This is a genomic window from Janthinobacterium sp. 13, from assembly GCF_002749695.1.
Classification (GTDB): domain Bacteria; phylum Pseudomonadota; class Gammaproteobacteria; order Burkholderiales; family Burkholderiaceae_D; genus Janthinobacterium; species Janthinobacterium kumbetense.
Window position 1 is genome coordinate 3,227,868 of record NZ_PEEQ01000001.1, and the last position, 20,635, is coordinate 3,248,502.

Annotated in this window: 20 protein-coding genes; 15 read left to right on the top strand and 5 right to left on the bottom strand. The window is 63.2% G+C overall.

The window, feature by feature from the left end:
* From murA to tatC, 15 genes are all read left to right on the top strand, one after another.
* Complete coding sequence (murA, locus tag CLU94_RS14200; protein ID WP_099666078.1) at positions 1-1,251, top strand: UDP-N-acetylglucosamine 1-carboxyvinyltransferase; 1,251 nt, start codon at positions 1-3, stop codon at positions 1,249-1,251.
* 12 nt (positions 1,252-1,263) lie between these two features.
* Positions 1,264-1,932, top strand: coding sequence for an ATP phosphoribosyltransferase (gene hisG / locus CLU94_RS14205; RefSeq protein ID WP_077398226.1), 669 nt, complete (start codon positions 1,264-1,266; stop codon positions 1,930-1,932).
* Between the two features lie 26 nt (positions 1,933-1,958).
* On the top strand, positions 1,959-3,284 hold the full coding sequence (hisD, locus tag CLU94_RS14210) for a histidinol dehydrogenase (protein WP_099666079.1): 1,326 nt from the start codon (positions 1,959-1,961) through the stop codon (positions 3,282-3,284).
* Positions 3,281-4,249, top strand: a complete 969-nt coding sequence (locus CLU94_RS14215) for a DNA-methyltransferase (protein ID WP_373610053.1) — start codon at positions 3,281-3,283, stop codon at positions 4,247-4,249. Before hisD ends, CLU94_RS14215 begins: the two co-directional genes overlap by 4 nt.
* A gap of 33 nt (positions 4,250-4,282) precedes the next feature.
* A complete protein-coding gene (hisC, locus tag CLU94_RS14220) occupies positions 4,283-5,377 on the top strand; it encodes a histidinol-phosphate transaminase (RefSeq protein WP_099666080.1) in 1,095 nt (364 codons plus the stop codon).
* A gap of 19 nt (positions 5,378-5,396) precedes the next feature.
* Positions 5,397-5,987, top strand: coding sequence for an imidazoleglycerol-phosphate dehydratase HisB (gene hisB, locus CLU94_RS14225; RefSeq protein ID WP_010402123.1), 591 nt, complete (start codon positions 5,397-5,399; stop codon positions 5,985-5,987).
* Between the two features lie 38 nt (positions 5,988-6,025).
* Positions 6,026-6,664, top strand: a complete 639-nt coding sequence (hisH, locus tag CLU94_RS14230; RefSeq protein WP_099666081.1) for an imidazole glycerol phosphate synthase subunit HisH — start codon at positions 6,026-6,028, stop codon at positions 6,662-6,664.
* Positions 6,665-6,718: 54 nt separating this feature from the next.
* Positions 6,719-7,492 carry a 1-(5-phosphoribosyl)-5-[(5-phosphoribosylamino)methylideneamino]imidazole-4-carboxamide isomerase gene (gene hisA, locus CLU94_RS14235; protein WP_070219639.1) on the top strand — a complete coding sequence of 258 codons (774 nt, stop codon included), beginning with the start codon at positions 6,719-6,721 and terminating at the stop codon, positions 7,490-7,492.
* Between the two features lie 60 nt (positions 7,493-7,552).
* On the top strand, positions 7,553-8,314 hold the full coding sequence (gene hisF / locus CLU94_RS14240; protein WP_099666082.1) for an imidazole glycerol phosphate synthase subunit HisF: 762 nt from the start codon (positions 7,553-7,555) through the stop codon (positions 8,312-8,314).
* 26 nt (positions 8,315-8,340) lie between these two features.
* A complete protein-coding gene (gene hisI / locus CLU94_RS14245; RefSeq protein ID WP_034753847.1) occupies positions 8,341-8,778 on the top strand; it encodes a phosphoribosyl-AMP cyclohydrolase in 438 nt (145 codons plus the stop codon).
* Positions 8,775-9,146, top strand: coding sequence for a phosphoribosyl-ATP diphosphatase (locus CLU94_RS14250; RefSeq protein ID WP_034753849.1), 372 nt, complete (start codon positions 8,775-8,777; stop codon positions 9,144-9,146). Before hisI ends, CLU94_RS14250 begins: the two co-directional genes overlap by 4 nt.
* A gap of 15 nt (positions 9,147-9,161) precedes the next feature.
* The gene (locus CLU94_RS14255) at positions 9,162-9,533 is read left to right on the top strand and encodes a histidine triad nucleotide-binding protein (protein WP_099666083.1); all 372 of its coding nucleotides are present in this window, start codon (positions 9,162-9,164) and stop codon (positions 9,531-9,533) included.
* An 80-nt stretch (positions 9,534-9,613) separates the two neighbouring features.
* Positions 9,614-9,850 carry a Sec-independent protein translocase subunit TatA gene (gene tatA, locus CLU94_RS14260; RefSeq protein WP_034780931.1) on the top strand — a complete coding sequence of 79 codons (237 nt, stop codon included), beginning with the start codon at positions 9,614-9,616 and terminating at the stop codon, positions 9,848-9,850.
* A gap of 48 nt (positions 9,851-9,898) precedes the next feature.
* Entirely contained in the window at positions 9,899-10,432 is a 534-nt protein-coding gene (tatB, locus tag CLU94_RS14265) for a Sec-independent protein translocase protein TatB (protein WP_099666084.1), read from the top strand.
* Entirely contained in the window at positions 10,429-11,184 is a 756-nt protein-coding gene (tatC, locus tag CLU94_RS14270) for a twin-arginine translocase subunit TatC (RefSeq protein WP_077398220.1), read from the top strand. The genes tatB and tatC overlap by 4 nt, the downstream gene beginning before the upstream one ends.
* 93 nt (positions 11,185-11,277) lie before the next feature.
* Here the strand turns inward: tatC and CLU94_RS14275 are convergent, their stop codons facing one another.
* From CLU94_RS14275 to CLU94_RS14295, 5 genes are all read right to left on the bottom strand, one after another.
* Positions 11,278-11,658: a hypothetical protein gene (locus CLU94_RS14275; RefSeq protein ID WP_099666085.1), complete on the bottom strand. Its 381-nt coding sequence runs from the start codon at positions 11,656-11,658 to the stop codon at positions 11,278-11,280.
* A 182-nt stretch (positions 11,659-11,840) separates the two neighbouring features.
* Positions 11,841-13,700, bottom strand: a complete 1,860-nt coding sequence (locus CLU94_RS14280) for a DUF885 domain-containing protein (protein WP_099668312.1) — start codon at positions 13,698-13,700, stop codon at positions 11,841-11,843.
* A 169-nt stretch (positions 13,701-13,869) separates the two neighbouring features.
* Positions 13,870-14,358: a hypothetical protein gene (locus CLU94_RS14285; RefSeq protein WP_099666086.1), complete on the bottom strand. Its 489-nt coding sequence runs from the start codon at positions 14,356-14,358 to the stop codon at positions 13,870-13,872.
* Between the two features lie 69 nt (positions 14,359-14,427).
* On the bottom strand, positions 14,428-18,609 hold the full coding sequence (locus CLU94_RS14290) for a DEAD/DEAH box helicase (RefSeq protein ID WP_099666087.1): 4,182 nt from the start codon (positions 18,607-18,609) through the stop codon (positions 14,428-14,430).
* Positions 18,606-20,549, bottom strand: a complete 1,944-nt coding sequence (locus tag CLU94_RS14295; RefSeq protein ID WP_099666088.1) for a dipeptidyl-peptidase 5 — start codon at positions 20,547-20,549, stop codon at positions 18,606-18,608. Before CLU94_RS14295 ends, CLU94_RS14290 begins: the two co-directional genes overlap by 4 nt.
* Between the last annotated feature and the right edge of the window lie 86 nt (positions 20,550-20,635).

A 20,635-nucleotide genomic window follows, 5' to 3' on the forward strand; every position in this document is an offset into this window, starting at 1 on the left:
ATGGACAAGCTCCTCATCAACGGCGGCAACCGCCTGAACGGCGACATCGCCATCTCCGGCGCGAAAAACGCCGCCCTGCCCATCCTGTGCGCGGGTCTCTTGACCGCGGGCGACCTGGACCTGACGAACGTGCCGCATTTGCACGACGTGGCCACCATGTTGAAGCTGCTGGGCCAGACGGGCCTGAAAGTGCAGCAGGACGGCGACCGCGTTGTTCTCAACGGCAGCGCCATCGACACGCTGGAAGCGCCGTATGAACTGGTGAAAACCATGCGCGCCTCGATCCTCGTGCTGGGCCCCCTGCTGGCGCGCTTCGGCGAAGCCAAGGTCTCGCTGCCGGGCGGCTGCGCCATCGGTTCGCGCCCCGTCGACCAGCACATCAAGGGCCTCGAGGCGCTGGGCGCCGAGATCCGCATCGAAGCGGGCTACATCTACGCCAAGTGCGCCAAGCTGAAAGGCGCGCGCATCGTCACCGACATGATCACCGTCACCGGCACCGAGAACCTGCTGATGGCAGCGACCCTGGCCGAAGGCGAGACCATCCTGGAAAACGCCGCCTGCGAACCGGAAGTGACCGACCTGGCGCACCTGCTGGTGGCCATGGGCGCGAAGATCGACGGCATCGGCACCAGCCGCCTGGTGATCCAGGGCGTCGATACCCTGCACGGCGCTTCGCACGCGGTGATCGCCGACCGTATCGAAACGGGGACCTTCCTGTGCGCCGTGGCGGCCACCGGCGGCGATATCACCCTGCGCAACGTGCGCACCGATATCCTCGACGCGGCGCTCGACAAGCTGCGCGCCATGGGCCTGACGATGACCTTCGGCGCCGACTGGATCCGCGCCGAGATGTCGGCCCGTCCTAACCCCGTCAGCTTCCGCACCACGGAATACCCGGGCTTCCCGACCGACATGCAGGCGCAGTTCATGGCGGTGAACACCATCGCGAATGGCGCCAGCCGCGTCACCGAGACGATCTTCGAGAACCGCTTCATGCACGTGCAGGAAATGAACCGCCTGGGCGCCGACATCACCATCGAGGGCAACACGGCCATCATCGCCGGCGTCAAGCAGCTGCGCGGCGCGCCCGTGATGGCGACCGACCTGCGCGCCTCGGCGTCGCTGGTGATCGCGGCCCTGGCCGCCGATGGCGAAACCCTGATCGACCGCATCTATCACCTCGACCGCGGCTACGACCGCATGGAAGTGAAATTGTCGGCCGTCGGCGCGAACATCGTACGCATTAAATAACAAGGAACGAGCATGAACGGATCGAACACGGGCGACAATTCGCAGCTGATACTGGCGCTCTCGAAAGGCCGCATTTTTGAGGACACCATGCCGCTGCTGGAAGCGGCCGGCATCAAGGTACTGGAAAACCCGGAGACCTCGCGCAAGCTGATTTTGGCCACCAACGATCCGAACGTGCGCGTCATCATCGTGCGCGCCAGCGATGTGCCGACCTACGTGCAGTACGGCGCGGCCGATTTCGGCGTGGCGGGCAAGGACGTCCTGCTCGAGCACGGCGGCGAAGGCCTGTACCAGCCGATCGACCTGAATATCGCCTCTTGCCGCATGTCGGTGGCGGTGCAGGCCGGTTTTGACTACGAAAAGGCCGTGCACCAGGGCGCGCGCCTGCGCGTGGCCACCAAGTTCGTGCACACGGCGCGCGAGCATTTCGCCGCCAAGGGCGTGCACGTCGACCTGATCAAGCTGTATGGCTCGATGGAGCTGGCGCCCCTGGTCGGCCTGTCGGACGCCATCGTCGACCTGGTCAGCACGGGCAGCACTTTGCGCGCGAACAACCTCGTCGAGGTCGAGCACATCATGGAAATTTCGTCGCGCCTGGTGGTCAACCAGGCTGCGCTCAAGCTCAAGCGCGAGCGCTTGCAGCCGATCATCGAGGCGTTTGAACGCGCTTCGCAAGCCTAGATACCTTCAGTAGCAGAAAGCCGATTATGCCGATACAGATACGCAAGCTCGATTCAAGCCAGGATGGTTTCCAACAATCGCTCGATACGCTGCTGGCGTTCGAGGCGGGCACCGATGCAGCGATTGAAACGTCGGTCGCAAAAATCCTGGCCGATGTGAAAACGCGCGGCGACGCCGCCGTACTGGAATACACCAACCGTTTCGACCGCATCCCGCATGGCGGCGCGGCGGAAATGGCGGCGTTTGATATTTCGCAAGCCGAATTGCAGGCAGCCTTGAACGGCTTGCCGTCGGCCCAGCGCGAGGCGCTGCAGATCGCCGCGCAGCGCATCCGCGCCTTCCACGAACGCCAGCGCGAGGAATTGCGCGGCTTTACCTACACCGAGCCCGATGGCACGGTGCTGGGCCAGAAGATCACGCCGCTGGACCGGGTCGGCATCTACGTCCCGGGCGGCAAGGCCGCCTACCCGTCGTCCGTGCTGATGAATGCCATTCCCGCGCATGTGGCGGGCGTGGGCGAAATCATCATGGTCGTGCCGACGCCCGATGGCGTGAAAAACCAGATGGTGCTGGCCGCCGCCGCGATTGCCGGCGTGACGCGCGTGATCACCATCGGCGGCGCGCAAGCCGTCGGCGCGCTGGCCTACGGCACGCAGACGATTGCCGCCGTGGACAAGATCGTCGGTCCCGGCAACGCCTACGTGGCTGCCGCCAAGCGTCGCGTGTTCGGCATCGTCGGCATCGACATGATCGCCGGACCGTCGGAAATCCTCGTGCTGTGCGACGGCACGACGGACCCCGACTGGGTCGCGATGGACCTGTTTTCGCAGGCCGAGCACGACGAACTGGCGCAAGCGATCCTGCTGTGCCCCGACGCCGATTACATCGCGCAAGTCGAGGAGAGCATCGCCAAGCTGCTGCCGACGATGCCGCGCCAGGCCACCATCAGCACGTCGCTGGCCGACCGCGGAGCGCTGATCAAGGTGCGCAGCATGGCAGAGGCGTGCGAGATCGCCAACAGCATCGCCGCGGAACACCTGGAAATCTCGGCGGAAAACCCGCAGCAGTGGGCCGAGCAGATCCGCCACGCGGGCGCCATGTTCCTGGGCCGCTTTTCGTCCGAATCGCTGGGCGACTATTGCTGCGGCCCCAATCACGTGCTGCCGACCTCGCGCACGGCGCGCTTTTCGTCGCCGCTGGGCGTGTACGACTTCCAGAAGCGCTCGTCCATCATCCACGTCAGTGAAGCGGGTGCGCAAACCCTGGGCCGTGTCGCCGCTACCCTGGCGTATGGCGAAGGCTTGCAGGCGCACGCGCGCAGCGCCGAACTGCGTCTGAAGCCGCAGCCATGACGAATATGGCGGAGCAGCCGGACTGGGTCAACCGGGTCTATTGCGAAGATGCGCTGGCGGGGCTGGCGCGCATTCCCGATGGCTCGGTGGACCTGATCCTGACGGATCCGCCGTACAACCTGGGCAAGGATTACGGCAATGCCTCGGACCAGCAGTCGGTGGCCGACTACCTGCGCTGGACGGAGCAGTGGATCGATGCGGCGCTGCCCAAGCTGAAAGCCAACGGCAGCCTGTATATCTTCCTCACCTGGCGCTATTCGCCGGAGATCTTCGTCATGCTGAAACAGCGCATGGCGATGATGAATGAAATCATCTGGGACCGCCGCGTGCCGTCCATGGGCGGCAGCGTGCGCAGCTTTTCATCGGTGCACGACACCATCGGCTTCTTCGTCAAGCGCAAGGATTACTACTTCGACCTTGACGCGGTGCGCATCGCCTATGACGCGGCCACCAAGAAAGCCCGTTCGCGCTCGATCTTCATCGGCGCCAAATGGCTGGAAGTGGGCTACAACCCGAAAGACTTGTGGAGCGTGTCGCGCCTGCACAAGGAACACCCGGAACGGGCCGACCACCCGACGCAAAAGCCGCTCGAAATCATCGAGCGCATGCTCAAGGCTTCGTGCCCGCCCGGCGGCGTGGTGCTCGACCTGTTCATGGGCAGCGGCACCACGGCCCTGGCGGCGAAGCGCTGCGGGCGCGATTTCGTCGGCTTTGAGTTGAATCCCGATTACTGCGCCATCATCGAACAGCGATTGGCGGCGCTGGCGCAGGAGCTGGCCGAACCGGCCGCGCCGCAGGCGGAAAAGAAGAAGGCGCCGGCCAAGCGCCGCGCCGCCGCCGCCGTGCCCAAGGCCGCCAAGGCGGCCAGTAAAAAACCGGCTGCCGTGAAAAAACCGCCCGCCGCGAAAAAAGCGCCGGCCCGCAAGGCGCGCAGCGCCGCCGTGCCGGAAGACGTCGTCATTTAGTCTCCATTTAATTCCATCAGGAGTGTTTGCAGCATGTCTTTCCTCGATCAGTTAATCAGCAACACCGTGCGGTCCGATGTGCTGGCCGTCAAAAGCTACCAGGTAGCCGATGCCAGCGGTTACATCAAACTCGATGCGATGGAAAACCCGTATCCGCTGCCGCCGCAGCTGCGCGAAGAGCTGGGCGCGCGCCTGGCCGGCGTGGCGCTGAACCGCTATCCGCCGTCGTACGCCAGCCTGCAGGCGGCCATCTGCGCCAAGCTGGGCGTGCCCGCCGGCTTCGACGTCATGCTGGGCAACGGCTCCGATGAGCTCATTTCCATCCTGGCCATGGCGTGCGCCCACCAGGAGCCGGGCAAGCGCGCCGTGCTGCTGGCGCCCGTGCCGGCCTTCGTCATGTATGCGCGCTCGGCGCAGTTCGCCGGCATGGATTTCGTCGGCGTGCCCTTGAAGAGTGATTTCAGCCTGGACATGGACGCCATGCTGGCGGCGATCGAACAGCATCGCCCGGCGCTGGTGTTCCTCGCCTATCCGAACAACCCGACGGGCAACCTGTTTGCCAGCGCCGGCATCGAACGCATCCTGGCCGCCCTGGGCGACACGGGCATCGCCGTCGTCGACGAAGCCTATGAACCGTTCGCGCAGCACAGCTTCATGGGCCGTTTGCCCGAGTTCGAGAACCTGGTGGTGATGCGTACCGTGTCGAAACTGGGCCTGGCCGGCATCCGCCTCGGCTACATGTCGGCCGCGCCGGCCCTGCTGGCGCAGTTTGAAAAAGTGCGCCCGCCGTATAACGTGAATGTGCTGACGCAGACGGCGGCCGAATTCGCGCTCGAACACCTCGATGTGTTGAATGCCCAGGCGGATCTGCTCAACAGCGCGCGCGATACGCTGGCGCTGCGCCTGGCGGAGCTGCCGGGTGTGACCGTGTTTCCCTCGAAGGCAAATTTTCTTCTGATTCGTGTGGCTGATTCCGACGATGTTTGCGCAAAACTGCTTGCCCGCAGGGTTTTAATTAAAAATATGAGTAAAATGCATGCTGCGCTGGCCAATTGCCTGCGCATCAGCGTCAGCACCCCGGAAGAGAATTCCCTTTTTTACGATGCCTTCAAGGCATCCCTCGTTTAGCCTATCGCCAGAGCCTCCCATGAACCGCACCGCAGAAATCACGCGCAACACCAATGAGACGCAAGTTCGCGTCGCCCTCAACCTCGATGGCACGGGCCAGCAAAAGCTCAATACCGGCGTGCCCTTCCTCGACCATATGCTGGACCAGATCGCCCGCCACGGCTTGATCGACCTGGATATCGAAGCGACGGGCGACGTGCATATCGACAACCACCATACGGTGGAAGACGTGGGCATCACCCTGGGCATGGCCGTGGCCAAGGCTATCGGCGACAAGAAGGGCATCCGCCGCTACGGTCATGCGTATGTGCCGCTGGACGAGGCGCTGTCGCGCGTGGTGCTCGATTTCTCGGGCCGCCCGGGCATCGAATACCACATCCCGTTTACGCGCGCCATGATCGCCGGCTTCGACGTCGACCTGACCCTGGAATTTTTCCGCGGCTTCGTCAACCATGCGGGCGTGACATTGCATATCGACAACTTGCGCGGTACGAATGCCCACCATCAATGCGAAACCGTGTTCAAGGCCTTTGGCCGCGCGCTGCGCATGGCTGCCGAGCTCGACGAGCGCGCGGCCGGCATCATTCCATCGACCAAGGGCAGCCTGTAAGCGCCGCTCTCGCTATATTGTAGATTCCGGGATCAAACATGAATAAAATTGTGGTGGTGGATTACGGCATGGGCAATCTGCGCTCGGTGGCGCAGGCCCTGCGCGCCGTGGCGCCGGAAGCCGACGTGCGCATTTCCGGATTGGCGCAAGACATCGACAGCGCCGACCGCATCGTCTTGCCGGGCCAGGGCGCCATGCCCGACTGCATGCGCAGCCTGCGCGAATCGGGCGTGCTCGAGGCGCTGCTGCGCGCCGCCGACAGCAAGCCCGTGCTGGGCGTGTGCATCGGCGAGCAAATGTTGTTCGACGGCAGCGAAGAGGGCGATGCGGCCGGTTTGGGCTTGCTGCCAGGCAAAGTCGTGCGCTTCCAGCTCGACGGCCAGGTGCAGGAAGACGGCTCGCGCTTCAAGGTGCCGCAAATGGGCTGGAACCAAGTGCGGCAAACGGCGTCCCATGTCATGTGGGATGGTATCGCCGACAACGCCTATTTTTACTTTGTGCACAGCTATTTTGCTCAACCTCAAGAAGCGGCGCACACGGTGGGCGAGACTGTCTATGGCGCGCCGTTTGCTTGTGCCGTCGCCCGTGATAATATTTTCGCGACACAGTTTCACCCTGAAAAAAGCGCTGCCGCTGGTTTGCAGCTGTACAAGAACTTCGTTCACTGGCAACCTTAACGTTAGCTATCCGGCTTTTTTTCCGCCCCTCACTCACTCTAAATCACACTGACCATGCTGCTCATTCCCGCCATCGACCTGAAAGACGGTCACTGCGTACGCCTGAAACAAGGCGATATGGAACTTGCCACCGTATTTTCCGAAGACCCGGCCGAGATGGCCCGCCATTGGCTGATGCAAGGCGCGCGCCGGCTGCACCTGGTCGACCTGAACGGCGCCTTTGCCGGCAAGCCGAAGAACGAAGGCGCCGTGAAGGCCATCCTGAAGGCCGTGCAAGATTTCGCCGTGGAAAATGACATCGAGGAAATCCCCGTGCAGCTGGGCGGCGGCATCCGCGACCTCGACACCATCGAGCGCTACCTCGACGCCGGCATCACCTACATCATCATCGGCACGGCGGCCGTGAAAAGCCCCGGCTTCCTGCACGACGCCTGCGGTGCCTTCCCGGGCCACATCATCGTCGGCCTCGACGCCAAAGATGGCAAAGTGGCAACGGATGGCTGGAGCAAGATGTCGGGCCACGAAGTGATCGACCTGGCGAAAAAATTCGAAGCCTACGGCGTCGAATCGATCATCTACACGGACATCGGCCGCGACGGCATGATGGGCGGCATTAATATCGAGGCCACCGTCAAGCTGGCGCAAGCCGTCAAGATCCCCGTCATCGCTTCGGGCGGCCTGCACAATATCGGCGACGTGGAAGCGCTGTGCGCGGTCCAGGCCGAAGGCATCGAAGGCGTGATCTGCGGCCGTTCTATCTATGAAGGCACGATCGACCTGGCGCAGGCGCAGGAACGCGCCGACGAACTGACCGACGCCGCCGTTTAAGCCAGCCCGGCCGGGGTGTGCGCGTGCACGCCCTGGCCTGGCGACAATCTGGATACCATCATGCTTGCAAAACGTATCATCCCCTGCCTCGACGTGACCAATGGCCGCGTCGTCAAAGGCGTCAATTTCACGGAATTGCGTGACGCCGGCGACCCGGTGGAAATTGCCCGCCGTTATGACGAGCAGGGCGCCGATGAAATCACTTTCCTCGACATTACCGCCTCGAGCGACAACCGCGGCCTGATCTTCGACATCATCGAAGCCGTGGCGTCGCAAGTGTTCATTCCGCTGACCGTGGGCGGCGGCGTGCGCGTGGTGGAAGACGTGCGCCGGCTGCTCAACGCGGGCGCCGACAAGGTCAGCATCAACACCTCGGCCGTGACGAATCCCCAACTCGTGTACGAGGCGTCGCAAAAGCATGGCTCGCAATGTATCGTCGTCGCCATCGACGCCAAGCAAGTGTCGCCCGGTAAGTGGGAAGTGTTTACCCATGGCGGGCGCACCGCCACGGGCCTGGACGCCTTTGACTGGGCGCGTAAAATGGAAAGCCTGGGCGCCGGCGAAATCTTGCTCACCAGCATGGACCGCGACGGCACCAAGGTGGGCTTCGACCTGGGCCTGACGCGCGGCGTGTCCGACGCCGTCAGCATCCCCGTCATCGCCTCGGGCGGCGTGGGCGGCTTGCAAGACCTGGTCGATGGTATCAAGGTGGGCCGCGCGGACGCCGTGCTGGCCGCCAGCATCTTCCACTATGGCCAGCACACGGTGCAGGAAGCCAAGCAGTTCATGGCGCAGCAGGGCATTCCCATGCGCCTGGCGTAAACAAAATAGTACCCAGGATACAGAACATGCAAAACGGAACCATCGTAGCAAGCAATGCCAAGTGGCTGAAAAAGGTCAAATGGGACGAGCACGGCCTGGTGCCCGTGATCGCGCAGGAAGCGGGCAGCAATGACGTGCTGATGTTCGCCTGGATGAACCGCGACGCGCTGGCGCGCACGGTGGAACTGGGCGAAGCCGTGTACTGGAGCCGTTCGCGCAAGAAACTGTGGCACAAGGGCGAAGAGTCCGGCCACACGCAAAAGGTGCTGGAAATCCGCCTCGATTGCGATGAAGACGTGGTCTTGCTGAAAATCGAGCAAGCCGGCGGCATCGCCTGCCATACGGGCCGCCATTCGTGCTTCTTCCAGAAATTCGAAGGCGACGAGAAAACGGGCGAATGGCAAGTCACCGACCCCGTCCTGAAAGACCCTGAGACGATTTACGCGGAAAGCAAGAGCAAATGAGTGAAACGTTAAAACGCCTGGCCGCCGTGATCGAATCGCGCAAGCTGGCCAACGGCGGCGACCCCGCCACCTCCTATGTCGCGCGCCTGTTTGCCAAGGGCGATGACGCCATTTTGAAAAAAATCGGCGAAGAAGCGACGGAAACGGTGATGGCCGCCAAGGATGCGCGCCGCGACAACGACCCGTCGAAGGTCTTGTACGAATGCGCCGACCTGTGGTTTCACAGTCTGGTGATGCTGGCGCAGTTCGACCTGACGCCGCAGCAGGTGCTCGACGAGCTGGCGCGCCGCGAAGGCTTGTCCGGCCTGGAAGAAAAGGCGGCACGCAAGGATGAGCTGCGCGACGCCGGCGAAACAGACAAACATTGATCTATTGGAGCGTGCGTGGATAACTGTATTTTTTGCAAGATTGCTGCAAAACAAATTCCCTCGACCATCGTGTATGAAGACGAGGACTTGCTGGCCTTCAAGGACATCAACCCGGCCGCCCCCGTGCATCTGCTGTTGATCCCGAAGCGCCACGTGGCCAGCCTGTCCGACTGCGATGACAGCCATACGGAGATGCTGGGCAAGCTGCTGCGTCTGGCGCCGAAGCTCGCTGCCGAGTTCGGCTGCGCCGTCACGTATGACGCCGATGGCGCGCCTGCCGGGGGCTTCAAGACCATGATCAACAGCGGCCCGAACGGCGGGCAAGAGGTGTATCACCTGCACATGCATGTGTACGGCGGTCCCCGCCCCTGGCGCGGTCAACACTGATTTCGCTGCGCGCCGGGTTCGCGTGTATACTACCGGCATTGGTCGACGCTATTCGGGCACCGTCCCGCAAGGAGAATGTGATGGGTTCATTGAGTATTTGGCACTGGGTGATCGTTCTGGTCATTGTGATGCTGGTCTTCGGCACCAAGAAACTGGGCAATATCGGCGGTGATATCGGCAAGGCCGTCAAAGGCTTCAAGGATGGCGTCAAGGGCGAAGATGACGCCCCGGCAGCCAATACCCCTCCTGCTGCGCCATCGCAAGTGGCCGACAAAAGCACCATCGACGTCGAAACGAAAGAGAAAAGCAAGTTCTGATAGCGTGGCGGGGCGCTTGCCTCGTCCGGTAACAGCCCTTGTCCGCTTATGATCGATCTCGGTCTCTCTAAAATCGCCATCATCGGCGTGGTTGCGTTGATAGTCATCGGCCCTGAAAAGTTGCCGAGAGTGGCGCGCATGGCCGGTACCCTGTATGGCCGCGCGCAACGCTATCTGAACCAGGTGAAATCCGAAGTCTCGCGCGAAATTGAAATGGAAGAGCTGAAAAACCTGCAGAAGGAAGTGCAGGATGCGGCCCATTCCGTCAAGCAAAGCGTGGAGAAATCCATGCATGGCGTGGAAAACTCGATCTCCGGCAACCTGGCCGAGGTGGAAAGCGCCTGGCGCGGCGATGCCAGTGCGTATGAGGGGCAGCACGACGCCCATGAAGCCATGCTGCGCGCCACCAACGATGACCTGGCCCGCAAGGCGCGCGAATTCCGCCGCAAGAAGCTGGTGCGCAATTCCGCCATCCCCGGCTGGTACAAGCAGCGCCATGGCGGCAAGCTGCACGTGCAGTCGGCGGCCGCCCGCGTGGCGCGCTTTCGTCCGCGCGCCAGTTCCTCCTCCTTTTACTCATGAGTAGCAAATCTCCGGTGGAAGAAACCTTTATCTCGCATCTGGTCGAGCTGCGCAACCGCCTGGTCAAGGCCTCGATCGGTATCGCCGTCGTCTGCGCCGTGCTGTTTTACTGGCCCGGGCCTTCGCATATCTACGATTTTATTGCGGCGCCGATGATCGCCTCGCTGCCGGCCGGCTCGAAAATGATCGCCACCGGCGTCATTTCGCCGTTCCTGGTGCCGATGAAAGTGACCCTGGTGATCGCCTTCATCGTCGCCTTGCCCTGGGTGCTGTACCAGATGTGGGCCTTCATCGCCCCCGGCCTGTACACGCATGAAAAGCGCCTGATCGCACCGCTGGTCATTTCGTCGTCCCTGCTGTTCATGGCCGGCGTGGCCTTCTGCTATTTCTTTGTGTTTGGCCGCGTGTTCCACTTCATCAGCGATTTTTCGCCCTCGTCGATCGCCGTCACGCCCGATATCGAAAACTACCTCGATTTCGTCATGTCGATGTGCCTGGCCTTTGGCGCCACCTTCGAAGTGCCCGTGGTGGTGGTGATCCTCGTGCGCATGGGCTTGGTTACTATCGCGAAACTCAAGGAAGTGCGTCCCTACATCATCGTCGGTGCCTTCGTGATCGCCGCCATCGTCACGCCGCCGGACGTGGTCAGCCAGTTCTCGCTGGCCATCCCGATGTGCCTGCTGTTCGAGCTGGGCCTGCTGGTGGCGCCCATCTTCGTCAGGGCCACCCAGGCGCCGGAAGAGGCGTCCTAGACGCAAGCTGGCACGTGCAAGATACGCAGGCAAAAGCCGCTGACCTCCTTCCGGAGCAGCGGCTTTTTCATGGTTGCGCAAGTGAGTGCGTGCTTACTGCAGCATCAGTTTGCTGAGGATGCCCAGGTTGAGCAAGATCAGGGTGCTCATCATCCAGTACACGTGTTTCATGTCCGCGCCATGGCGCAAGTCCATGCGTTCCAGGCGGGCGTCGAATTTTTGCTCCAGTGCATCTATTCTGGTATCGAATTTCAGTTCCAGCGCATCCACTCTGGTATCGACCTTTTGCGCCACCAGCTTGATTTCCCCCAGCAGATTGCGCTCCATCGCCGCCAGCTCGCCATGCACGACCACGGCCGAACCCAGTACTTCACCCAGCGCCGTCGCATGCGCTTCCGCCTGTTGCGTGGGCACGCCGGCCGAGGCGAGGCGTTTGGCGTAATCGAGGGTGTCGAACTGGATGGGCATATGCATGGACGCTCCTGTATCCAGCCTAGCAGGAAAATCGGCAATTGCCAGTGAGGAGTGCGGTGGCGCCTGCCTTCACAGCAGATTAACGACTATGGGCCGCGACGGTTTGCGCTGGCGCAAATGCTGATGCAAAGGCAAAAAAAAGGGCGCCGCGGCGCCCTTTGCAAGCTGACGGCGAGCGCCAGTTAATTCATCAATTCCTTGATGACTTTCACGGGCGCGCTGCCGTAGCTGAGGAATTGCTCATGGAAATCCTTCAGCACGAATTTGTTGCCCAGCGCTTGTTTGCGCTGTTCGCGCAAGTCCATGATTTCGCTGTAGCCGCTGAAATAGCTGGTCAGTTGCACCGAGCTCAGTTGCACGCGGCGCCATTTTTCCTTGGCTTCACGCTGGGTCTGGAAGGCCTGGCGCGTCAGCAGATCCAGCGCCTGCGCTTCTGTCATGCCCTGCACGTGCACGCTGTAGTCGAGGATGGTATTGGTGACGCTGCGCAAGTTCCACTTTGAATACATCAGCCACATTTCCGGCGCGTTATTGCCATAGCCGGACTCGAGCATCATGCGTTCGCCATACACGGCCCAGCCTTCGATCATGGCGCCATTGCCGAAGATGGACTTGACCAGCGACGGCGACTTGTTCGCGTACACGAGCTGCGTGTAGTGGCCGGGGATGGCTTCGTGGATGTTCAGGATCTGCAAGATCCAGTGGTTGTATTCGCGCAAGCTGCTTTCCGCCTGTTCCGGCGTTTCGCCGTCGAGCGGCGTCACGTTGTAATAGGTGCGGTCTTGCGGGCGATACGGGCCGGGCGCTTCGATGCTGGCGCCGGCCACGCCGCGCTGGTAGGCGGGCGTTTTGCGCACGACCAGGGGCTTTTTCGGGTCCATCGTCAGCAGGTTGTGGCTGGTTACCCATTCCTGCAACTCGGGAATCTGGCGGCGGATTTCCGGTACGAAATCGGCAGGCGCCACGTGGTTGCTGGACAGCTTGTCGATCACCATGCCGATCTTTGCCGTGCGGTCCGCCGGCTTGGCCGTGGCGCCCATGGTTTTCACCCACAGCTCGTCGGACAGGCTATCCATGTGCTCGAGCAGCTTTTCGCGCGCGGCCAGGGCTTTCTGGTACATCTGTTCGGCGCTCACGCTGGCCTGGATATCGTAGGCGAATTTCTGCTCATACAACTCCTTGCCGATGCGGAAGGAGCGCGCGTTGCCGTTCTGCGCCAGCGCGGCATCCTGTTCCGTCAGCCACGCCGCGTAGCCTTGCACGGCCGTGCGGGCCGCGGCGATGCGGACGGTGTACAGCTGTTTTTCCACCGGCGTCAGGATGGAGCCCTGTGCCGTCTTGTTCAGGTCGTCAAGCACGCTGAGCACGCCGGCGCTCTGGGCGATGGCCAGCTGCGTGTGTTCGCGCGTGGGGTGATTGATACTGGCGCGCGCGGCCGCATAGTATTGCGGCACGGTGGCGATGCGCTTGAGCAAGGTACGCAGGCGCTGCGGCTGCGCCGCGTATTCCGTGTTCAGGATGAAGTCGATGGAGCCGGCCACGTTGTACTGGGCGGGATTCCATTCGAATTCGCGGAAGGTGGTCAGATACCAGCGGTCCGATTGCAGTTTATTCGTCAGCAGGGCCAGGTCGGTACGTTGCTTGTCCGACATTTTGCTCGCATTCAGCTTGCCGAATTTACCCAGCCATTCTTCGATGAAGGCCAGTTGCTTCTGGCGGCTGGCCGCGTCGGGAATGCTCAGGTTGGCGGCGCCATCGTATTTGCCGACCGAAATCGCGCTTTCCGGGTCCAGGCGCCACAGGGCCGTGAGGAACTGGCCGCTGAGGTTATTCATGGAGCGGTCGCTGCTGTTCTCGCTGGCGACGGCCGCTACCGTGGCTGCCGTGGCGGCGCTGACGACGGCCGCTTTCTTGCCGACGGTTTTCTTCTTGCTGCTGCTGGTGCTGGCCTTGCCTTGCTTCTGCGGCTTCTTGGCGGCGCTGGCCGGTGTCAGGGTAAAGGCCATCATCAATGCGGCGAGCGCAACTTTATTTTTTATCAGCATAGTTTATCTCTTGAATATTTTGCTGTTTGTCCTGATCAGAAAATAATAAACTGATAATATAAGTAACAAACAACTATTGAAAGGTTGGCCTTGCTTGCCTGGGCGGCCCAAAGATTAGCATTAATTGCCGCCGCTGCGCAGTTTTTTGCGCCGGGAGCGCGCCGCGCTAGACGACGATGGCGCTGCCGTGCAGCAATTCCTGGTGCCGCGCATTGATGGCCGCCACGGCATCCTTGCCGCGCGCCATGCCGGTGGCGTGGATTTCCGTTTCCTGCGTGTAGCGCTGGCTGACTCTTACCGTATAGGACTGGAACAGCCAGCTCCAGAAGTTCGTTTCATAGACGGCTTCATCCATGTCGCGCCATTTGACGCCCGTCAGTTTCTTTTTCCACGGCAAGATACCGGACGCCAGCCACACGCCCGCCTCATCAACGTACAGCTGATAGCTGCGGATGGTCAGCAGGCGGTAGCCGACGATCAGGGCCGAGCCGATCAGCACGACGAAGGCGGCGCGCGCGTTGTACTTGAAGGCCAGCGGCAGGGCGGCAAAAAACAGCAGCACGGCGATGAGGAAGGTGCTGACGTAGGCGGTCCAGGATTTGCCGCATAAAAAGGTGGCGCGCTGGCCGGCGCTGGTGGCGATATAGTCGGTCATGGCGTGGCATCAAAACAGGGAAAAACGATCATCGCATGGAACGCGGTGGCGCCGCTCATTTTTTCAATCTCATTGCTTCAACCCTTCCTGCAGCATGCCCAGCATGTCATTGGCCGACATGCGCGCGGCCGCGTCGCTGCCTTCCAGCAGGCTGTCGGCCAGGTCGCGCTTGTGCTGATGCAATTCGACGATGCCTTCCTCGATCGTATGTTTCGCCACCAGCCGGTAAATGGTGACGGGGCGCAATTGCCCCATGCGGTGGGCGCGGTCGGAAGCCTGGTCTTCCACGGCCGGGTTCCACCACGGGTCCATGTGGATCACGTAATCGGCCGCCGTCAAATTGATGCCCATGCCGCCCGCCTTCAGGCTGATGAGGAAAACGTCGCCCTCGCCCGCCTGGAAGGCGTCGACGCGGCGCTTGCGTTCCTGCATGGGCGTGCTGCCGTCGAGATACTGGTAACTGACGCCATGCTGCTCCAGGTGCTGGCGGATCAGGGTCAAATGGTCGACGAACTGGCTGAAGACGAGCACCTTGTGGCGGTTTTCCAGCAAACCCGACAACAACTGGGCGAACGCCGCCAGCTTGCTGCTGGCCAGGCCCAGCTCGGGCGCCACCAGTTGCGGGTTGCAGCAGGCGCGGCGCAGCTTCATGATCTCGGCCAGGATCTGGATGGCCTTTTTCGACGCTGGCCCTTCCACCATGGCCAGTTTTTCCAGTGCTTCGCGGCGCAAGGATTCGTACAGCGCCGTTTCCTGCGGCGACAATTCCACTTCCAGCACGATTTCCGTGCGCGACGGCAATTCCGACAGCACTTGCGTCTTCGTGCGGCGCAGGATGAATGGCGCGATCAGGCGGCGCAGCCGCAGGCGCGCGCCGGCCGCTGCCCGCTTGTCTTGATCTTTCTCAATGGGACCGGCGAAGCGCAAATTAAACTGGTCGAGGGTGCCCAGCAAACCGGGGTTGATGAAGCGGAACAGGTTCCACAATTCACCCAGGTGGTTTTCCAGCGGCGTGCCGCTGGCCACCATGCGGAAATCCCCTTGCAAGGCCATCACGGCTTGCGAGCGCTTGGTGGCGCCATTCTTGATCGCTTGCGCTTCGTCGAGCACGATCGTATGCCAATGCACGCCGGCAAACATAGTGGCTTCCTGTTGCAGCAAGCCATAGCTGGCCACCACCACGTCGAACGGCTGCAAGGTATCGAGCATGTCGGCGCGGTCGCCGCTGCCGAACAATTTGATGTTCAAGGTGGGCGCGAAGCGCTGCGCTTCGCTGATCCAGTTCATGCATACGGATGTGGGGGCGACGACGAGAGTGGGGCCGTGCGGCGCGCGCGCCAGGATCAGCGCCAGCGCCTGCAAGGTCTTGCCGAGTCCCATGTCGTCGGCCAGGCAGGCGCCCACGCCCCAGTGCGCCAAGCGCGCCAGCCAGTTAAAACCGGCCAGCTGGTAGTCGCGCAAGTCCGCCTGCAAGGTGCTGGGCAGTTGCGGCTGATAGTCGTCGAGCGCGCGCAGGCGCAGCAAGTGTTCGCGCCACAGTTTGTCGGCCTTCACGCCGCCCGCATCGTTGGCCAGCTCTTCCAGCGCGAAGGCGGCCAGCGGGTGGATGTGCACGCCATCGGCATGCGCTTCGCCATACGCGGCCAGCTCGGACAGGCGGCGGTGCAATTCGTCGCTGAGGGCGAGGAACTGGTTGTCGCCCAGGGCCACGAAGCGGCTTTTATTGTTCTGCATCAAGTCCAGCAGGGCGCGCAAGTCCATCACCTTGTCTTCATCGATCTGCACTTCGCCGCTGGCGGCAAACCAGTCTTTTTCGCTCTTGATGTTCAGGCGCATCTGGCCGCTGTCGATGCGTTTCGACACGCGCATGGTTTCGCCTTCGGGCCAGGCCAGCACCATGCCGTCCGGGTTCAGCGCCTGCAGCTCCACCAGCAATTGCAAGCCCAGGGCAGGCTGGCCCAGCAGCCACTCGCCATGCTCTTCTTCCGCCTCTTCCAGCACCAGGCAGCGACCGATGAGCTGGCGCTGCGCTTCGCGTTCCCCGTTCAAGTCGCGCCGCGCTTGCACGGCCCGGCCCGCCACATCGGCAAACACGCTTTCGGCGCCGCTGCCCGGCGCGTAATAGGCGCCGTTGTCGAGCAGTGGGCGGACCAGGATCTGCATTTTCAGACCCTGCTGGTAGGGCAGCAGGTGCACGTGCAGGCGGTGGTCGGCCGTGATCGCTTCCGCATCGCCCGCGCCGCCGCCGATGTCCGATTGCACGGTGACCATGGACGAGATGGCGCCGATGGCCTGCATCACCTGTTTTTCCGCATGCAGGGGCACGGACAGGCCCAGGCCCACGATGGCGCCGATGCGCCGGTGTTCGTCGAGGATGTGCACCACGCGCAAACGCGTCGGCGTCTCGCGCTGCACCACGACATTGCTGCCGTTGTCGGGCAATGGCGGCTGCATGCCCAGCCACAGTTGTCCCTCGTGCGATTTGATGAGGAGCTCGGGCGCGCCGGCGATCAGCTCCACGCGCGTGTCGGGGTGATCGAGCCAGAAGACGAGCGGGTGGCCCACCAGCAAGACGGCTGCCTTGTCCAGCTCGACTTCATAGCGGGGCGCCGACGAATAATATTGTTTAAAAGGCGCGATGCTGCCCGCCGCGCGCGCATCCTGCGGCGTGAGGAAATCGATGTCGCCCGCCTCCTCGGCCAGGCGTTTGAGGCCCATGGCGCGGCCCTTGCTCCAGCCGCCCCGCGCGTCGCGCTTCTGCTCGCGCACTTCCACGGCCGTGAGGCCAAAGCGCGGGTCGAACGCCACCAGCCACACGAGGCGCGAGACGCCGCCCAGCGCTTCGGCGGGCGCGTTCTGTTGCAGGTTGATCAGCGCGCTCAGCTGGCGCTGCCACGCTTCCTGGCGCTCGAACCACGGCGCCATGTCCGTCAAGCCATGTTGCGCCCGCTTGGCCGTCGCATAGCGCTCCTGCTGCGGCTCGCCCATCAAGCCCAGCAAGCCGGCCGCCTGCGCCGCGATCAGGTCGTAGCCGGCCGCGTCCGCTTGCTGCACCAGCGACCGCAGCTGATCCTTGCGTTCGCTCAACTGCGGTAAGGCCAGCCAGTAGTACAACAAGGCTTGGAACAGTTGCGCCTGCAGTGCCGTTTCCCAGCTGCGCGTGGGGATGCTTTCCGCCAGCTGCACGCCGGCGCGCACCAGGCGCAGGGTATTGAGTTGCTGGTAGACGATGCTGTCGTGGTTCGGCTGCGCATGCAGGGCGATATCGAGGTAAGTTTCCGCGCTTTTCAGCAGCTTGGCGTCGTTGCTGCGCAGCAAGGCCAGCACGTACAAGTGGCCGCCGATGCCCGTGAAGCACAGCTTGCGCTTGCCTGTTTCCTTGCGCAAGCCCTTCAAGGCTGTCTCGAAGCCCGCCACGGCGTGCGCATGTTCGCCGCGCAACAGGGCGATGCTGCTGTCGAGAAACAGCACCTGCGGGCCCTGCTGGTCTGCCAGGTAGCGCGCAGCCGCGTCGAGTTCGCCGCACAGCAGGGCGTCTTCGGCCAGGGCCAGCGGCAGGGCGGCGCCGATATGGTCGCCGGCCGCCGCCTGGCGCGCGTGGTGGGCGCGCGCGTACGCGCGGATGGCGTGCGCCGTGCCCGGCTCGCGCGGCGCATTGCCCAGCAGCACGGCGAGGATGTCATCCTGCAGTTGCGGCATGACGAAAGACAACATCTCCGGCTCGAACGGCCGGCCGAAGATTTCGATCAGCGGATGCAGCTGCTGCGCTTCATAGCACGCCATGCAGGCGGCCAGGATGGCGGCCACGTGGCGTACCTCGTCATTGCGCAGCAGGGCGATGCGCAGGCGGGCCACGCCTTGCCGGTAGCTGCGCAGCTCCACATAGCCATCCCAGTTGCGGCGCACGGGATTGATCAGCTCGATGGCCTGGCACAGGTCGCGAAACACCAGGTGTTCGATGGCGGTGCGCATGGCGGGCCAGCGCAGCCTCGCTTCGCAGGCAAAGCCCCGTCCCACGATTTCCGACGCCAGCGCCAGGCGCGTCAGCCGCAGCAGCATGTTCGTCACTACCAGCAGGGAAAACGGCGTGCCGTCCGGTTCGACGACATTGGCGCGCTGCAAGTGTTCGTACACGGCATGCTTGCCCACCGGTTCGCCCGTGATCGCCAGCAAGGCCAGGATCATCTGCTCGTGCTGCTCCAGTGCGGCGAACTCGTCCAACAGATGCTGGTCGACATTTTGCTGGGTCATGCGGGTAAATTGGCGATATGCACGGGAGGCTCGCCGGCCGCCACGGGCAGGCCGAACACGCGCTGGTAGAAATACAGTTCCGCGTCCAGGGTGCGCACGATGTTTTCCGCCTTGCGGAAGCCGTGGCCCTCGCCTTCGAGCGGGACATACGCGACGGGCACGCCGCGCGCCTGCAGGGCGTCGACCATCAGCTGCGACTGCTGCGGCGGCACCACCTTGTCGTCGAGGCCCTGGAAGAAGATCATCGGGCGCGACAATTTATCCGTGTGGTGGATGGGCGAGCGCTCGCGGTACAGCGCCTCGGCTTGCGGCTGCGAAGCGATCAGGTAGTCGGTGTAGCGCGATTCGAACTTGTGCGAATCGTTGTCCAGGCCCTTCAGGTCGGATACGCCGTAGTAACTGGCGCCCGCCTTGAAGACGTCGTGGAACGTCAATGCGCACAGGGTCGTCAGGCCGCCGGCGCTGCCGCCGCGGATGATCAGGCGTTCCGGGTCGGCCAGGCCGTTGGCGGCCAGGTAGCGCGCGCCGGCGATGCAGTCTTCCACGTCGACGATGCCCCACTGCCCGCGCAGCGCGTCGCGGTACTCGCGGCCGAAGCCGCTGCTGCCGCCATAGTTGACGTCGAGCACGCCGATGCCTCGGCTGGTCCAGTACTGCGTCGCCAGTTTCAAGGTATTGCTGGCCATGCTGGTGGGGCCGCCGTGGCTGATGACGATGACGGGTGGCAACGTTCCTGCCGGCGCCTGCATGTCGCCATTCGTGGGCGCATAAAAGAAGGCGTGCGCCGTGCGGCCATTGTTGCTCGGATAGCTCAAGCTGCGCGGCACGGACAGGTAGCCGAGCGCAGGCAGGGCAGCGATCGACTGCGCCAGCACTTCCAGTTCATGGTTGGCCAAATCGATGCGCGCCAGTTCCAGCGCGATGGTGGGGCTGCCGCCCAGCAGCGCGACGAAGCCGGGGCCCACGCGCAGCTCGCGGATTTCCTGGTACGGGTGCGGTATCGGCTCCAGCTTGGCCGCCGCCACGTTCAATTGCGCCAGGTAGCTGATGCCGGCCTGGATATACGTGCAGACGATCTCGTCGTCGGACAGGAAACCGTACATGCTGCCGCCGAAAGTCCAGTGCGGCGTGGCAAATTCCGCTTCCATCGGGCACAGCGCCTCGATGTCGGCGCCGTGCAGGCGGTACAGGTTCCACCAGCCGCTGCTGTCGGACACGAAGTGCAGCAAGCCGTTCGGCGACCATTCCGGTTGGCAAATCGACTCGCGCGCGCCGCCGGCGATCAGGCGCGGCGAGCCGAGGCTGCCATCTGCCTGCACGTCGGCCAGCCACAGTTCCGTGCCTTGCCACGGCAGGCGCGGGTGGTCCCAGCTGATCCAGGCCAGCTGGCTGCCGTCCGGCGACAAACGCGGCGCCGCATAGAAATCGTGGCCGCGCGCCAGCACCGTTTCGCGCCCGTCGAAGCCGACGGCGGCCAGGCTGTTTTCCGGCAGGGCATGGCCTTCCTGCGGATGCTGTTCGCGCACGGCGATCAGGCGGGAACGGGCCGCATCGACGACGAAATCCGCATGGCGCGTGTTGCCGCCCGTGGTGAACGCTGCGGGCGCGGCGTCGCCGCTCACGCGGTACAGGCAATTGTCGGCGAAATGCGAAAAGTAGACGGTATCGCCGGCCACGGCATACGCGCCGCCGCCATATTCATGCACGCGGGTGCGCACATTGAAGGGTGCCGGCGTCAATTCATCGACGCGCGCGCCGCGCTGGCGCAGCAGGGTGTTGCGGCCCGCCTCGCTGGCGCGCCCGGCCAGCCAGAACACGTCGCCGCCATCCGCACCGCCCAGGGCCAGCTGCGTCAGCGGCGAGGCGCCGGCGGCGACGATGGCCGCGCTGATCGGCGATGGCCAGATGCCATAAGGGGTGCTGGATGCGGTCGAGGTCATGCGGGCTCCGTATAGTGAGGGGATCAAGGGCCGCCAGGCAGGGTCAAGGCGCGCGGCGGCGTGCATCATCATAATGGAAGGGCTGG